The organism is Haloarchaeobius pelagicus (assembly GCF_051207375.1).
Taxonomy (GTDB): domain Archaea; phylum Halobacteriota; class Halobacteria; order Halobacteriales; family Natrialbaceae; genus Haloarchaeobius.
In genome coordinates, this window is the sequence record NZ_JBPJZD010000001.1 from 2,327,083 (window position 1) to 2,342,062 (window position 14,980).

The 14,980-nt window shown below is 65.1% G+C and carries 13 protein-coding genes and 1 tRNA gene; 10 read left to right on the forward strand and 4 right to left on the reverse strand.

The window, feature by feature from the left end; genetic code table 11:
* Positions 1 to 130: 130 nt before the first annotated feature.
* The 3 genes from ACSC1S_RS12220 to ACSC1S_RS12230 form a co-directional block, all read right to left on the reverse strand.
* A complete protein-coding gene (locus ACSC1S_RS12220; RefSeq protein ID WP_435364519.1) occupies positions 131 to 2,485 on the reverse strand; it encodes a PKD domain-containing protein in 2,355 nt (784 codons plus the stop codon).
* A 49-nt stretch (positions 2,486 to 2,534) separates the two neighbouring features.
* Positions 2,535 to 3,116 carry a DUF2150 family protein gene (locus ACSC1S_RS12225; protein ID WP_435319165.1) on the reverse strand — a complete coding sequence of 194 codons (582 nt, stop codon included), beginning with the start codon at positions 3,114 to 3,116 and terminating at the stop codon, positions 2,535 to 2,537.
* A 102-nt stretch (positions 3,117 to 3,218) separates the two neighbouring features.
* A complete protein-coding gene (locus ACSC1S_RS12230; RefSeq protein ID WP_435364520.1) occupies positions 3,219 to 4,058 on the reverse strand; it encodes a TatD family hydrolase in 840 nt (279 codons plus the stop codon).
* A 187-nt stretch (positions 4,059 to 4,245) separates the two neighbouring features.
* On the opposite strand from ACSC1S_RS12230, the gene ACSC1S_RS12235 reads away from it, so the two are divergent.
* Both ACSC1S_RS12235 and ACSC1S_RS12240 read left to right on the forward strand, forming a co-directional pair.
* On the forward strand, positions 4,246 to 5,868 hold the full coding sequence (locus ACSC1S_RS12235; protein ID WP_435364521.1) for a S8 family serine peptidase: 1,623 nt from the start codon (positions 4,246 to 4,248) through the stop codon (positions 5,866 to 5,868).
* A 288-nt stretch (positions 5,869 to 6,156) separates the two neighbouring features.
* Positions 6,157 to 8,031 carry a S8 family serine peptidase gene (locus ACSC1S_RS12240; protein ID WP_435364522.1) on the forward strand — a complete coding sequence of 625 codons (1,875 nt, stop codon included), beginning with the start codon at positions 6,157 to 6,159 and terminating at the stop codon, positions 8,029 to 8,031.
* A 143-nt stretch (positions 8,032 to 8,174) separates the two neighbouring features.
* On the opposite strand, the gene ACSC1S_RS12245 is transcribed toward ACSC1S_RS12240, so the two are convergent.
* Positions 8,175 to 8,633 (reverse strand): NYN domain-containing protein, encoded by a 459-nt coding sequence (locus ACSC1S_RS12245; protein ID WP_261652140.1) that lies wholly within the window; start codon positions 8,631 to 8,633, stop codon positions 8,175 to 8,177.
* Between the two features lie 259 nt (positions 8,634 to 8,892).
* Between ACSC1S_RS12245 and ACSC1S_RS12250 the strand changes: the two genes are divergently transcribed.
* From ACSC1S_RS12250 to ACSC1S_RS12285, 8 genes are all read left to right on the forward strand, one after another.
* Positions 8,893 to 10,485: a S8 family serine peptidase gene (locus ACSC1S_RS12250; protein ID WP_435364523.1), complete on the forward strand. Its 1,593-nt coding sequence runs from the start codon at positions 8,893 to 8,895 to the stop codon at positions 10,483 to 10,485.
* A 141-nt stretch (positions 10,486 to 10,626) separates the two neighbouring features.
* Complete coding sequence (locus tag ACSC1S_RS12255) at positions 10,627 to 11,277, forward strand: adenylate kinase (protein WP_435319170.1); 651 nt, start codon at positions 10,627 to 10,629, stop codon at positions 11,275 to 11,277.
* Positions 11,278 to 11,313: 36 nt separating this feature from the next.
* Positions 11,314 to 12,222 (forward strand): DUF106 domain-containing protein, encoded by a 909-nt coding sequence (locus tag ACSC1S_RS12260; protein ID WP_435364524.1) that lies wholly within the window; start codon positions 11,314 to 11,316, stop codon positions 12,220 to 12,222.
* Between the two features lie 105 nt (positions 12,223 to 12,327).
* Positions 12,328 to 12,903, forward strand: coding sequence for a (d)CMP kinase (gene cmk, locus ACSC1S_RS12265; protein ID WP_435364525.1), 576 nt, complete (start codon positions 12,328 to 12,330; stop codon positions 12,901 to 12,903).
* A gap of 2 nt (positions 12,904 to 12,905) precedes the next feature.
* On the forward strand, positions 12,906 to 13,781 hold the full coding sequence (locus ACSC1S_RS12270) for an RNA-guided pseudouridylation complex pseudouridine synthase subunit Cbf5 (protein ID WP_435364526.1): 876 nt from the start codon (positions 12,906 to 12,908) through the stop codon (positions 13,779 to 13,781).
* A 70-nt stretch (positions 13,782 to 13,851) separates the two neighbouring features.
* Positions 13,852 to 13,922: transfer RNA gene (locus ACSC1S_RS12275), tRNA-Pro, on the forward strand.
* An 86-nt stretch (positions 13,923 to 14,008) separates the two neighbouring features.
* Entirely contained in the window at positions 14,009 to 14,245 is a 237-nt protein-coding gene (locus tag ACSC1S_RS12280; RefSeq protein WP_435364527.1) for a hypothetical protein, read from the forward strand.
* Positions 14,242 to 14,727, forward strand: a complete 486-nt coding sequence (locus tag ACSC1S_RS12285; protein ID WP_435364528.1) for a hypothetical protein — start codon at positions 14,242 to 14,244, stop codon at positions 14,725 to 14,727. The genes ACSC1S_RS12280 and ACSC1S_RS12285 overlap by 4 nt, the downstream gene beginning before the upstream one ends.
* Positions 14,728 to 14,980: the final 253 nt, after the last annotated feature.

Here is a 14,980-nt window from a genome sequence, read left to right on the forward strand (position 1 = left end):
GTTCTATATGATATTGTCGACTGCGAGTTCGACGGTTGTCGAATCTTTTTCCTCTGGGAGTAAGAGAGCCATCTCAGAAGGAAGTCACGACAATATCAATCACATCAGTTTCACTTGCTGACAAGCGAACCTATTTCAGGTCGGCGTAACGGGCAGCAATCCAAGAGTCCACGTAGTTGTAACCGAATCGGACATTGGCGGTTGCGGTCGTCGAACAATCGAGGCCACCACCCGACTTCGTGATTTGCTGCCCGACATTGTCGATTCTACCGGTACACGTCCGTGAGTTCCCACTCGTATCTTGAACCACCATCTCAACAGTGATATATCTATTACCGTTGAGGGCGGTCGCCGGTATCCCCACCACGACAGTGTCACTTGCCTGTTGAGAGATTGAACTATTTAACTCCGTACCAGAGGAGTCCAACACACGGAGGGTGACATTGTCGACTGCGACGTTGTCGCTCGTCTGGTAGGTGAACGTGACCTGCTCGACGTCCTGCTTACTACCGGAGGTGTCTTGCGCTTCAGCAGATGCACTCCCAACAGTCGGTGCCGTCGAGTCACCACTCCCTCCAGTATCCCTTACGGTCACGGTCGTCGTATCCGTACTCGTCGACCCGTTGTCGTCGGTGACCGTCAACTGGACAGTCATGTCCGTGTCAGACCCGACGTTGGCAGGTGCGTTGTAGGTCGCAGTCGGAGTCGTGTTATCCGTGTCCGAGATACTCCCCGAGCCGCTGATGACCTGCCAGTCGTAGGTAGAGATACTCCCGTCACTGTCGCTGCTCGCGCTCCCGTCGAGCGTGATGCTGTTCCCCTCGTCCACGGTGTACGGCCCACCCGCATCTGCGACTGGCGGGTTGTTCGCCCCACCGCCACCGCCGCTCCCGATGACTTTCAGCGTCATCGTCTCGGGGTCCTCGACTGCGGACGCGAGCAGTCTGAGGGTACCGGTTGGGTCACCGTTCTCGAACGACAGCGTGGTCGTCCGGTAGCCGCTCCCGTCGGTTGCGCCCTCGGACGGGTTGAACGCCTTCACGATGGTGCTGTCGTTGTGACCGAAGTCGACGAACACCTCGGAGGTCGCTGGCGTCGTGTTGACGCGCATGTCGAGGTTGTCGTTGGTCGTCTGGCTGATGTTGTAGACGCAGGTCTCGTTGGCGGCGTAGCACTGGGTGTAGGTGTTCTGGCTCTCGATGTAGTCGAAGTCCCACATCATGTCGTAGTTGCCAGCGCCCCCGCCACCACTGCCGTCCGAGTTCTGTATCTCGACGGTCGCCGAGACGTTCTCCGGGGCGTCGGGGTCGATACTGGTCGTCGAGGTGTTCACCGTGAAGCTCGCATTGACGGTGTCCGTGTTGTCGCTCCCGTCCACGTCGCTCGGAGCCTGGTAGGAGAACGAGACCTGTCCGTTCGAGCCGGTCGTCTGCGGGTTCGAACTCGTGATGGTACCGCTCGACGCGCTCGCGTTCACGGGGACGCCACTGACTGGGTTGTCGTACTGGTCGCGGACCTCGAACGTCACCGTGCCCGTCTCGCCTTCGCTGACCTGTGGGTCGCCGACGAGGGTCAGATACGTCGCGTTGGTCCTGTCCGCGCCGTTCGTCTTCCCGACCCCGATTCGGGCGAGGTCGAGCTGGTAGGTCACGTCCTGTTCGAACTCCAGCGTGACGAGGTTGAACTGCTGTCCGGGAACCGGCTGGTAGCTCACACTGTGGATGTAGGCGTCGTTCCCGGTGTTCCCTGACCCGTCGACCTCGTCACCCATGGCGTCCTGCCACTGGGTCTGGTTGAGGTACGTCGGGAACGTGATGGTGAGGTTCGTGCCGGTCTGGTTCGTCAGTTCGACCGTGTTCTCGGAGGTGCTCAGGCTAGACACGTCAACGGTTTCGGTTCCACCCGAGTTGGCCTGGAGTTCACCACCCAACGCGACGAGTGTGATCTCCGTCCCGTCGACCATGCCTTGCCCGGCGACGGTGATGTTCGCCGACCGGTAGACGTTGTAGAGGAGCGAGTTCTCGTACACCGTCGTCGGCCCGTTCTCGTAGACGTTGTAGTTGGGCTGGTAGACGAGTGCGCCCGTCGAGAAGTTCCGAGCCGTGCCGTCCCAGTAGTCGTCTATCTCGCCGTCGACCGCGGTCCCGTTGGCCACGGAGACGTTGATACTGGTGTTCTGCGTGCCGACGGTCCGCAAGGACCCTGCTGGTGGTCCAGGGTTGACGAAGATGGTCCGCGAAGGATAGGTCGTCCCGAGGCTCACCGTCTGGGGTGTCGCTCGCCCGGTCACCGCAGCGGTGACGATGCTGTTTCGGACCTCCTGCAACTGCGTTTGGACCTGCTGGTTGTGGTTGTACTCGACCTGGGAGTTCTGCTGGGGGACGACCTGTGCCTGGTAGGTCGCGATGGCGATGACGACGAACGCGAGCAAGATGACTGCGCCTACCTGCACGGTCACGGCGCGCTCGTCCCCGCAGCTATCCATTTGTCTGTCCTATCCCGCGTGAGACTAAAACCCTTGTTGCCAACCGGGGTTACTCGTCGTCTTCTTCGACGACTTCTGGGTCTTCCATGGCGGACTGGAGGCTCGCGAGGCCGTTGAGCCATTCCGCGACCGGGCCGTACTCGAGGTCCTTGCCGAGTTCGGGCGAGAGGTTATCGCCGTCGATGATGAGCGTCCCGGCCTTGACGAGGAAGCCGCGGGCGCTCTCGATGTCCTCTTCCTCCTCGGCGTCGGCGGCGGCGGCGACGTACTCTTCGATGCTCGCCTCTTCGGCAGCGCCGGCGTGGATGTACTCCATGCACGCGTGGAGGACGATGCTCAGACTCTCCTGGACGCTCCCGACGAGGAACACCTTGTCCTCGTCGTCGAAATCGGGTTCGGAGAAGACGATGTCGCCGATCTCGTTGATCTTCTCGGAGGCTCCCTCTTCGTCGAGGTCGCCGTCGTCGAAGCTGGAGACGATCTTGGCGGCGGCGATGGCCGCGTCGTCCTGCATGAGGTCGAAGACGCGCATGGAGTCCTCGTCTTCGGCGTCTATCTCTTCCTCGCGGATGCGGTCCACCCAGTTCTGCCAACGTTCGGCCGAGTAGTACTCGGTCGGGGGCGTGCTCATACGTGAACCTACCCCGGCGTAGTCAAATGCCTTTCTCTACTTGGGCCCCGTGGGGACGGTGCACATCCGCCCCGAGCGTAACATGTGACATCGGCCAGTCGGTCACAGGGTCGCTTCGGTGTCGATGTCGTACACCAGCTTTGGCGTCTCGACGTGGGCCCGACGGACCGCTTCGTCGTACCCCTCGTCGAGGAGCCAGCGGACCCGGCGGGGGACGGTCTTCGGGCCGAGGACCGCACCCGGGCGGTCGGGGTCGTCGACGAAGTCGGTCTCCATCAGGAAGTGGTCGTCGCGCTCGGCCGCCAGCTCCAGGCGGTCCTTCTCGCTCATCACGCTCGGGACAGGACCAGCGAGTTTGCCACCTGCGTAGTGTTTCACCACGTGCGTGCGGTCGAGACCAGCCGCTTCGGCCCACTCGGCGACCTCGGTGAGGTCGTCGGAGCCCTCGGTGTGGAGCTGGACGGCGCACTTCTCGCGAGCGCCGAGCCTGAAGGCGTGGCGCATCACGTCGTTGGACGCCTCCCAGACCGCGTCGGAGACCTCGTAGTGGGGACGGCCGGACTTCAGCGCGAGTGCTTTGCCGTCGTCGACGTACTCGGCGGCGAGGTCCAGCCCGGCCTGCATGAGGTCGCGGGCGTCTGCCGGGGAGTGCCCCGCGTCGACGAGTTTGGAGACGAGCCCGGGGTGGACGCCGAGGACGGGCCACGCCCTGCCGGGGAGTTCGGTGGTCGCGTCGGCGACCACGTCGATGGTCGTCTCGAAGACGTGCCGGAAGTCCGAGCGCTCGGCGGGGAGGTCGCCGAGGTGCCACGACGGCTTGTTCACCACGAGCAGGTGGGTGCCGCCGACGCGCGCGAAGTCCTTCACGGCCTCGATGCCGCGCCCGTGCGCCGGGTCGAGGTGCATGTGGTTGTCCAGTACCGGCGTGTCGAGTTCGGCCATTGCTGGTCGTGCGTGCGCGTGGGCGAGTGAAAAATCTGTCCCCAGCGGTCGCTCGCCCTGCGATACCGCCGCGACGCCGGCGTACAGTTTCTCTACGGTTCAATCTGTAAACTAGTGTAGCTCAGAATTGATTTATGGCAACATTTGGCAAAATATAAGTGGTAATCACCATTCGATAGTGGTAGGCATGGCAGACGATAGCAACCAGCCGTCCCCAAGCCGACGTACGTTCCTACAAGCAACCGGTATCGCCGCAGGTGCGGCAGCCGTCCCCGGCCTGACCGCCGCAACGCCGGGACGCTCCCCCGGACCGAAGGAAGACGAACTCCTCGTGGGCGTCGCCGCGAGTGCGAGCGTCGCCGACGCGAAGGCAGCTATCACAAGCGACCTCCCCGCGAACGCGGACGTCGTTCACGAGAACGACGAGCTCGGCTACATGGCCGTCAAGCTCCCCGACCAGGCCGCCGCGCAGGCGAACTCCGCCGTCGCGGAGGCGATGAAGCAGAAGCCGGGCGTGAAGTACGTCGAGGAGAACAAGACGCACTACGCGCTCGGGACCCCGAACGACCCCAAGTTCGACGGGCAGTACGCGCCCCAGCAGGTGCGCGCACCGACCGCCTGGGACACGACCCAGGGAAGCTCGGACGTGACCATCGCGGTCGTCGACCAGGGTGTCATGTACGACCACCCCGATCTCTCCGCTCGCTTCGGGTCGGACAAGGGTCAGGACTTCGTCGACTCCGACTCGGACCCGTACCCGGACTCGATGAGCGACGAGTACCACGGCACCCACGTCGCCGGCATCTGCGCGGGCACCATCGACAACGGCACGGGCGTCGCCGGCATGTCGAACTCCACGCTGCTCTCCGGGCGCTCGCTCAGCGAGCAGGGCTCCGGGTCGACGGCCGATATCGCCGACGCCGTCCAGTGGGCAGCCGACCAGGGCGCCGACATCATCAACATGAGCCTCGGTGGCGGCGGCTACACGGACACGATGAAGAACGCCGTCAGCTACGCCGTCAACAACGGCGCGCTGCCCATCTGTGCCGCCGGGAACGCGGGCGAGGGCTCCGTCGACTACCCCGCCGCGTACAACGAGTGTGTCGCGGTCTCCGCCGTCGACGAGAACGAGAACCTCGCGAGCTTCTCGAACTACGGGAGCAAGATCGACGTCGCCGCACCCGGCGTCGACATCCTCTCGTGCTGGACCGAGTACAAGAGCGCCTACGGCGGTAAGTACAACAAGATTTCGGGTACCTCGATGGCGTGCCCCGCCGCCGCGGGCGTCGCCGCACTCGGCCTCGCGGCCGACCCGACTCTCACGGTGTCCGAACTCCGCTCGAAGCTGAAGAACACCGCAGTCGACATCGGCCTCTCCGCGGACCAGCAGGGGTCCGGTCGCGTCGACGCGGCGAACATCGTCGGCGGCGGCGGCGGCGGTGGCGGCGGTGGCGGCGACGATGGCGGTGACGGTGGCTCGTGTGGCGACACGTCCTCCGGCGGCTCCGCGGACGGCTCGCTCTCGGGCTACTGGGACAGTGACAGCTACTCGTACACGGCCAGCCTCGCCGACCCGTGCCAGGTCACGGTGACCCTCGACGGGCCGGCCGGTGCCGACTTCGACCTGTACGTGACCAAAGACGGGCGCACCCCGAGCACGTCCGACTACGACGAGCGCTCGATCACCCAGGACAGCAGCGAGCAGATCGTCATCGACACCGTGAGCTCCGGGCAGGAGTTCGGCATCCTCGTCGACTCCTACTCCGGCTCCGGCAGTTACACCGTCTCCGTCGAGGAGCTCGGCAAGTAACGACGGCTGCCCGAATCGCGTCACGCCACCAGCGAATCCCCCGCCGCTTTTTTCTCGCAGTATCGCACGACGAACACGACTCGCCGAGCCGTGGGTGTCGCTGTCAACCACGGCGCGAGACGCGGAGGTGCCGGATATCGAACAACCAGTGCCCCGTTCACAATAGTTTCTATCTGTGCTGCCACACAATTTTATCCGAATTTCTTCGGAAATAGTCTCAATCTACTATAAATTTAGCCCAGTTTTGTAAAAATATAAGTAGTGGCGGTACATCTGCTGGCGTGTGTCATGACAGACGATAACAGTCAATCGTGGGCACGGCGTACCTTCCTGAAAGCGACGGGTGCAGCGGGCGCAGCCGCTGTTCTCGCAGGCGTCACATCGGCGACGCCCGGTCGCGACCCCGGACCGAAAGAGGACGAACTCCTCGTGGGTATCTCGGCATCGACCAGCATGTCGACCGCCCAGTCGCGCGTCCAGGACGCGCTCCCCAGCAACGCACAGGTCGTTCACCGGAACGACGGCCTCGGCTACATGGCCGTTCGACTCCCCGACCAGGCCGCTGCACAGGCGGACTCCGCCGTCGCGAAGGCGATGGAGAAGAAGGCGGGCGTGAAGTACGTCGAGGAGAACAAGACGCACTACGCGTTCGCGACCCCGAACGACCCCGACTTCGGTGACCAGTACGCACCGCAGCAGGTGCGCGCACCGACCGCCTGGGACACGACCCAGGGAAGCTCGGACGTGACCATCGCGGTCGTCGACCAGGGTGTCATGTACGACCACCCCGACCTCTCGGCCGCCTTCGGCTCGGACAAGGGCCAGGACTTCGTCGACTCCGACTCGGACCCGTACCCGGACTCGATGAGCGACGAGTACCACGGCACCCACGTCGCCGGCATCTGTGCCGCGACCACCGACAACAGCACCGGTATCGCCGGCATGTCGAACTCCTCGCTCCTCTCCGGCCGCGCACTCAGTGAGCAGGGCTCCGGGTCGACGGCCGACATCGCCGACGCCGTTCAGTGGGCAGCCGACCAGGGCGCCGACATCGTCAACATGAGCCTCGGTGGCGGCGGCTACACGGACACGATGAAGAACGCCGTCAGCTACGCCGCAGACGCGGGCGTCACCATCATCTGTGCGTCCGGGAACGACGGCTCCAGCTCGGTGTCGTACCCGGCGGCATACGACGAGTGTATGGCCATCGGTGCAGTCGACGAGAACGAGAACCTCGCGAGCTTCTCGCAGTACGGTCCCAACCAGAGCGTCGTCGCCCCCGGCGTGGACATCCTCTCGACGTGGACCGAGAACGTCTCGCAGTACGGCGGCAAGTACAACAAGATCTCCGGCACCTCGATGGCGTGCCCGGCCGCCGCCGGTGTCGCCGCGCTCGGTCTCGCCGCGAACCCCGACTGGACGAACACCCAGCTCCGTTCGAAGCTGAAGGAGACGGCCGTCGACATCGGTCTCTCCTCGGACAAGCAGGGTGCCGGTCGCGTCGACGCAGCCAACCTCGTCGACGCAGGCGGCGACGGTGGCGGTGGCGGCGACGGCAACACGGCCCCGACCGTCGACATCAGCGCGTCCTCCGCGACCGTCACGGTCGGCCAGGACGTCACCTTCGACGGCTCCGGCTCCTCGGACTCCGACGGGTCCATCAGCTCCTACGAGTGGGCCTTCGGTGACGGCGCGACCGCGACCGGCGCGACCGCGACCCACGCCTACGACACCGCCGGCGACTACACGGCGACGCTGACCGTCACGGACGACGACGGCGCGAGCTCGTCCGACTCCGTCGCCATCACCGTCGAGTCCAGCAGCGGTGGCTCCTGTGGCGACGCCACCTCCGGCGGCTCCGCCGACGGCTACCTCTACGGCTACTACGACTCCGACTCCTACACGTACGACCTCGACCTCGCCGACCCGTGCCAGGTCACCATCTCGCTGAACGGTGGCAACTGGTCCGACTTCGACCTGTACGTGACCAAAGACGGGCGCACCCCGAGCACCTACGACTACGACAAGCGCTCGATCACCCAGGACAGCAACGAGCAGATCACCCTGGACGACGTGAGTGCTGGACAGACCATCGGCATCCTCGTCGACTCCTACTCCGGCTCCGGCAGTTACACCGTCTCCGTCGAGGAGCTCGGCAAGTAACGGCTCCGGACGCCACTCGGTCTCCCACCCACCACGACTGCGCGGGTAGCGCCCCTTCGACGGTGTCGACTGGCGCGGCTCCCGCGCGTTCTTTCTGCCCACCGACCCGAGAGAAACAGCGGCGGCACCGCCCGAGACGGTCGCTACTGCAGGACGATAGCGTCGTTCGCGGCGTTCTGGAGCGCATCCGACCGGCCGTACTCGCCCGGCGCGATAGCCAGCGTGCGCAGGCCGTGTCGGCCCGCGGTCTCCAGGACCGGTTTGAAGTCGGTGTCTCGCGAGACGATGGCGAGGGTGTCGATCGCCTCGGTCACCGCGGCTTCGGTGGCGTCGATGGCGAGTTTCACGTCGACGTCGCCACTCGTCACTATCACTTCGTAGCCCCGGGCTTCGGCCGCCTGGATGAGCCCCGGCGTGGCGTGCTCGTCGAGGTAGAGTCGCGTCACGACGAGGTCGCCCTCGGCTCGAGCGGCCTCGCGCACGTCGTCGAGGTCCACGTCGAACTCGTCACGGAGCACGTTCGGTCCGTCCACGAACAGGCCGATTCGCGCACGAGGATGGGGCTCGGTGCCCGGCAGGAGCCGTCTGAACCGCTCGTTCATGCCCCAGAGTATCGGGGTCGCGCTCAAAGCCATGGCGGTTTCTGTCGTCGCTGTCGGCGACCGCGCGCCACCGCATCCACACGGTGTTTCGTGAAGTAATAAATAAAATCAAAGTAAAAATATATTTGAATTAGATTCTGTCCCCGCTGAGGCGGCGATATATTTTTATATCGATTGGTAATAGCCATCGGAAATCGGACATTTATTGCAGGCATTTCGTAACAGTTTAATAGTATCTCTCGGGACGGTATCTCGTCTCATGGCAGATGATGACACCCCACAATTCGGGCGGCGACAGTTCGTCAAAGCAACCGGTGCAGTCGCAGGCGCTGCCGCACTCGGCGGCGTGGTGAGTGCAACTCCCGGACGCAAACCGGGTCCGAAAGAGGACGAGGTCCTCGTCGGCGTCTCGGCAGGCGTCGACCGGCGTGCCACCGTCGAACAGGCGGTCCCCGGCAACGCCGAGATCGTCCACGAGAACGACACACTCAGCTACGTCGCGGTGAAGTTCCCGAGTACGGCCAGTGACGCGGCTCGTGAGAACTTCATCGAGGCGGTCACGAAGAAAGACGGCGTGAAGTACGCCGAACCGAACACGACCCACACGACGATGCTGTCGCCGAACGACCCGCAGTTCGGCGACCAGTACGCCCCCCAGCAGGTCAAGTCCGACCAGGCGTGGGACACCACGCTCGGTGATTCCTCGGTCACCATCGCGGTGATAGACACGGGCGCACAGTACGACCACCCCGACCTCGCGGGCAACTACAAGTCCAACCCCGGCAGGGACTTCGCCGACGGCGACTCCGACCCGTACCCGGATGTCCCCTCCGACGAGTACCACGGCACCCACGTCTCCGGCTGTGCCGCAGCCGTCGTCGACAACGGCACCGGCGTCGCCGGGCAGGGCAACTCCTCGCTCATCAACGGCCGCTCGCTCGACGAGAGCGGGAGCGGTTCCACCAGCGACATCGCGGACGCGGTCCAGTGGGCAGCCGACCAGGGCGCAGACGTCATCAACATGTCCCTCGGTGGCGGCGGCTACACGAGCACGATGAAGAACGCGGTGAGCTACGCCCAGGACAACGGCTCGCTCATCATCGCCGCCGCAGGGAACAACGGTTCCAGCTCGGTGTCGTACCCGGCGGCCTACAGCGAATGTATGGCCATCTCGGCGGTCGACTCCAACGAGAACCTCGCGAGCTTCAGCCAGTACGGCGACAGCGTCGAACTGTGTGCCCCCGGTGTGGACGTCCTCTCGACGACCACCGAGGCCCGCGGCAGCTACGAGAAGCTCTCGGGCACCTCGATGGCGACGCCGGTCACCTCCGGTGTGGCCGGGCTCACCCTCGCGAAGTGGTCGAGCCTCGCCAACAACGAGCTCCGCACCCACCTGAAGAACACGGCCGAGGACATCGGTCTCTCCTCGACCCAACAGGGCAGCGGTCAGGTCGACGCCTACGCCGCGGTCACGACCGACCCGTCCGATGGCGGCGACGGCGGTGGCGGTGGCGGTGGCGGCGGCGGTGGCGATTCCACCACGGCGTCAGTCAGCGACTCCCTCTCGGGCTACTGGGACTACGACGACTGGTCCTACGCGTGGGAGTACAGCGACCCGAGCCAGGTCGTCATCGAACTCGACGGGCCGGCCGACGCCGACTTCGACCTGTACGTCAACACCGGCACGACGTCGAACGCCAGTCCCTCGAACTACGACTACGCCTCCTACTCGACCGACAGCCAGGAGTCCATCACCATCGACAACCCCGACGACTCCACGGACCTCCAGATCGACGTGGACTCGTACTCCGGCTCCGGCAGCTACGACCTGACCATCACGGAGTACCAGTAAGACAGGACACACCCCACTGAGCCACACTCCCGTCGACGTTTCACCGTCGACACCCCCTGCCACCATGCCAGCCACCCACACGGGCTGGCATCGCTGACTGCTTTCTTTAACTCTTTACGTCATCACCGAGATGCCCCCCACATGAGCAAACCACACATCCTGATACTCGGTGCGCCCGGGGCAGGTAAGGGCACGCAGTCCAAGCACATCGTCGAGACGTTCGGCGTCGAGCACGTCACCACCGGCGACGCGCTCCGCGGGAACAAGGACATGGACATCAGCGACATGGACACGGAGTACGACACCCCCCGAGAGTACATGGAGCAGGGCGACCTCGTCCCCGACGAAGTCGTCAACGCCATCGTCGAGGAGGCGCTCTCCAGCGCCGACGGCTACGTCCTCGACGGCTACCCGCGTAACCTCGAACAGGCCGAGGAACTCGCCGAGATGACCGACCTCGACGTCATCCTCCACCTCGACGTGGACCGCAGCGAACTCACCGACCGCCTCACCGGCCGCCGCGTCTGCGAGGAGTGCGGGACCAACTACCACGTCAAGTACAACCAGCCCGAGGAGGAGGGCGTCTGTGACGAGTGCGGTGGCGAGTTGCATCAGCGCGACGACGACACCGAGGAGGCCGTCGCGAACCGCCTCGACGTGTTCGAGGAGAACACCGTCCCCGTCATCGAGTTCTACGAGGGCCGCGACGAGTTCGCCGCCATCGACGGTAACCAGGCACCCGACGCCGTCTGGGCGGACGTGAAGGCCGCCATCGAAGCGCGCGCAGAGTAAAAGCTTCTTACCCATCCGTTCCTAACACGTCTCCATATGGCGTGGACAGCGGACAAGGTAGCCTCCTTCATCGAGGACAACCCCGAGATGGCCGAGGCGCTCACCGTCCTCATGGACGCGAGCGACGACGGCGACAGGGCCCTCGAATGGAAGGACGTCAAGGACACGAACGGGATGGACAGCGGCCGGTGGGGCCGACTCATCCAGACCGACCTGCTCGTCGACAGCGACGACGGGTTCAAGATCGCCGACCCCGAGGCCGTCCAGAAGGCCCTCGACGGGGACCTCACGGTCAGTTCCAGTAGCGTCGACCTCGACGAGGCCAGCAGCGGGTCGAGCTGGCGCACCGAGGACAAGGTCGCCGGTGTCGTTGCGCTCGCGATGATGGCCGGGTACTACTACACCCCCATCCGGAACGTCGTCGGCAGCACCATCGACGTGGTGTTCCAGCCACTGAACAACGTGCTCCCGTTCTACGCGGTCATCCTCGCGATCGCCCTGCTCACGGGGCTCTACTCGACGCTCCTGCAGGCGAACATGGTCGACCAGAGCAAGGTGAAGGGCATCCAGAAGAAGATGCAGGACATCAACGAGCGCGAGAAGGCCGCCAAGGAGCGCGGCGACGACGACGCGCTCGACAAGATCCAGGAGGAGAAGATGGACGCAATCGGGGACCAGGGCGAGATGATGAAGGAGAACTTCCGCCCGATGGCGTGGATCATGCTCCTCACCATCCCCGCGTTCCTCTGGATGTACTGGATGATCCGTGACGGCCACCTCAACACGGCCATCGAGGGCGGCATGATCATGCCCATCTTCGGCGAGCACGGCTGGCAGGAGGGCGTCGGCCCGATGCCGGCGTGGATTATCTGGTACTTCCTCTGCTCGATGGGCTTCACGCAGCTCATCCGGAAGACGCTCGACCTCGACGCGACGCCGACGTAAGCTCGCGTCTCTCTTCGTCTCGAACCGCCACACCCAGTCGTGACACGCCCCCGCGTGCCCGGCTGAAGTCACAATCTCTTTTACCGGCACGCTCCGAGGGTGGATATGTTACTGACCGTCTCCGGACCGCCGGGAACAGGCAAGAGCACCACAGCAGCCGGGCTGGCCGAGGCCTTCGACCTGGAACACATCTCCGGCGGCGACATCTTCCGCGAACTCGCCGCCGAGCGGGACATGACGCCCCTGGAATTCAACAAGCTCGCCGAGGAGGACGAGCAGATAGACATCGACCTCGACCGACGCCTCCGAGAGATCGCTCACGAACGCGACGGCGTCGTCCTCGAATCCCGCCTCGCGGGCTGGCTCGCTGGCGACGCCGCGGACTTCCGCTTCTGGCTCGACGCCCCGCTCTCGGTCCGCGGCGAGCGCATCGCCGACCGCGAGGAGAAGGCGCCCGAGACCGCCGCCGAGGAGACCCAGGCCCGCGAGGCCAGCGAGGCCAAGCGCTACCAGGAGTACTACGGCATCGACATCGGCGACCGTTCTATCTACGACGTCTGTCTCAACACCGCCCGCTGGGACGCCGACACCGTCGTCGACATCCTCGTCGGAGCCGTCGACGCCCACGACGGTGACACCGACGAAGGCAAGAGCCCGGTCGAGTTCGATTACGAGTTCTAAGCATGAGTCTTCGCGCACCGCCCGACGACCGTTCGCCCGAGGAACTGCTCGAATTCGGCGTCGTCAACCTCGACAAACCGCCGGGACCCTCCGCACACCAGGTCGCCGCCTGGGTCCGCGACGAGGCCGGCGTCGAGCAGGCCGCCCACTCCGGCACGCTCGACCCGAAAGTGACGGGCTGCCTGCCGATGCTGCTCGGCGATGCCACCCGCATGGCCCAGGTGTTCCTCGAGGGCTCGAAGGAGTACGTCAGCGTGCTCGAACTCCACGGGACCGCCCCCGGGGACTTCGAGGCCACCGTCGCGGAGTTCGAGGCACCCATCTACCAGAAGCCGCCGCGCAAGAGCGCGGTCTCGCGTCGCCTGCGCGTGCGCGAGGTGTACGACCTCGACGTGCTCGAAATCGAGGACCGCAAGGCACTCCTCCGCATCGAGTGCGAGTCCGGCACCTACATCCGCAAGCTCTGCCACGACATCGGGCTCGCCGCGGGCACCGGCGGCCACATGGGCCACCTCCGGCGCACCGCGACCGACCCCTTCGACGACTCGACGCTCGTGACGCTGGAAGACCTCTGGGACGCCCTCGCGTTCTACCGCGAGGAGGACGACGAGTCCTGGCTCCGCGACGTGGTCCAGCCCGCCGAGCGGGCACTGGATCACCTCCCACACGTGACCATCGCACCGAACGCCGCGGAGCAGGTCGCGAACGGCGCACCGGTGTACGCCCCGGGCGTCATCGACGTGGACGACGATGCCGAGTCCGGCGACCTCGTGGCCTGCTTCGCCCCGCAGGGAACCGCCGTGTGTCTCGGACGGTTCGTGGGCGAGAAAGGAGCAGACTCCGGCGTCGTCGTCGAGCTGGAGCGCGTCGTCGTCTGAGTGGCTGCACCTCTCACGGTGCCAACGAAACGACACCCTTAAACGGCAGACGGGCATCGGTCAAAGTACAGGGACCGTGGGGTAGTGGTATCCTCTGCGGATGGGGTCCGTAGGACCCGAGTTCAATTCTCGGCGGTCCCATACAGTTTAAAAACAAACCGGCGCGGATTGCCGGTTGTTTCCCACACTTCGAACAGCTTCAGCCCCGCCCAAACAGGGTGGTCCGCGTGAGCTTCTACCGCCTCACCTACCAGGTCGGTAGTGGCCACCCTCAGACCGACTACTGTCACGACAGCGATCTCGACGTCCGCGACAGCGGTGTCCTCCACTACACTACCACCAGCGGCCGCGCCGGGACTCTCTCGCCCGGCGCTGAGTGGGCACTGAAAGAACTCGAAGGGCGCCCCCCGACCCTCGAAGCCCACCCTGAACCCGTCCGCGCCGACGGAGGTGAGACCGCGTGAGCCTTCGCCAGCGCGAAGTCCCGGTCTCGCCCGAACCCCGCGACTCGAAGACGCGCCTCGACCGACGACTCGACGAACCCGCGCGCTTCCAGCGCCCCGAAGACTGGACATTCTCCGGCGCATGGCACCGCGCCCAGGCCGCCAACCACGTCGTCGGCCCCACCGATGACCCCGCGGTCTGGAAGGTCATGCTCGGGGAGATCGACGCGCCCAGCGACCTCCACGACCCTCACGAGGTACTCTTCGCGATCTACCACGGACAGCTCCGCGCCGAGTGCAACTGCCACGCCTGGAAGTACAACCAGTGGTGTGCCCACGTCGCGCTTCTCTGGTGGCAGTGGTCACGAGAGCGCCTCGTCGTCCTCGACGTCGACGCAAGCCGCCACTACGAACAACCACCCTGGTGGTTGTCCCTCGACCACAGCGCGCCACACAGCGCCTCTCGTGGAGTCGTCGCGACCGACGGAGGTGAGCGCCGGTGAGTGAATACCGCTGGCCGTCAGCGACCGCCCACGCCCGCCTCGACGACGAGGGGCTCCACTCGTGGAATAGTTCTTCCGACCACCGCCAGCGGAGGTGCTACGCCCGATGATGGCTGCAGGCTTCCTCGAGCAGCGGTCGCCCTCGCACGCGGGCAGGCACGGGGGCGCACGAGGGACCCTCGGAGCCGCCCCAGGGGGGTATGGTACCCACGTTCCCCTGGCGGGGGTCGCAGCTTCCACGTCTGGCGGTTTT

What these genes read in the sequence shown, in the direction of transcription:
- ACSC1S_RS12220 (WP_435364519.1), bottom strand. Translation starts at nt 2,485, where the DNA reads ATGGATAGCTGCGGGGACGAGCGCGCCGTGACCGTGCAGGTAGGCGCA.
- ACSC1S_RS12225 (WP_435319165.1), bottom strand. Translation starts at nt 3,116, where the DNA reads ATGAGCACGCCCCCGACCGAGTACTACTCGGCCGAACGTTGGCAGAAC.
- ACSC1S_RS12230 (WP_435364520.1), bottom strand. Translation starts at nt 4,058, where the DNA reads ATGGCCGAACTCGACACGCCGGTACTGGACAACCACATGCACCTCGAC.
- ACSC1S_RS12235 (WP_435364521.1), top strand. Translation starts at nt 4,246, where the DNA reads ATGGCAGACGATAGCAACCAGCCGTCCCCAAGCCGACGTACGTTCCTA.
- ACSC1S_RS12240 (WP_435364522.1), top strand. Translation starts at nt 6,157, where the DNA reads ATGACAGACGATAACAGTCAATCGTGGGCACGGCGTACCTTCCTGAAA.
- ACSC1S_RS12245 (WP_261652140.1), bottom strand. Translation starts at nt 8,633, where the DNA reads ATGAACGAGCGGTTCAGACGGCTCCTGCCGGGCACCGAGCCCCATCCT.
- ACSC1S_RS12250 (WP_435364523.1), top strand. Translation starts at nt 8,893, where the DNA reads ATGGCAGATGATGACACCCCACAATTCGGGCGGCGACAGTTCGTCAAA.
- ACSC1S_RS12255 (WP_435319170.1), top strand. Translation starts at nt 10,627, where the DNA reads ATGAGCAAACCACACATCCTGATACTCGGTGCGCCCGGGGCAGGTAAG.
- ACSC1S_RS12260 (WP_435364524.1), top strand. Translation starts at nt 11,314, where the DNA reads ATGGCGTGGACAGCGGACAAGGTAGCCTCCTTCATCGAGGACAACCCC.
- cmk (WP_435364525.1), top strand. Translation starts at nt 12,328, where the DNA reads ATGTTACTGACCGTCTCCGGACCGCCGGGAACAGGCAAGAGCACCACA.
- ACSC1S_RS12270 (WP_435364526.1), top strand. Translation starts at nt 12,906, where the DNA reads ATGAGTCTTCGCGCACCGCCCGACGACCGTTCGCCCGAGGAACTGCTC.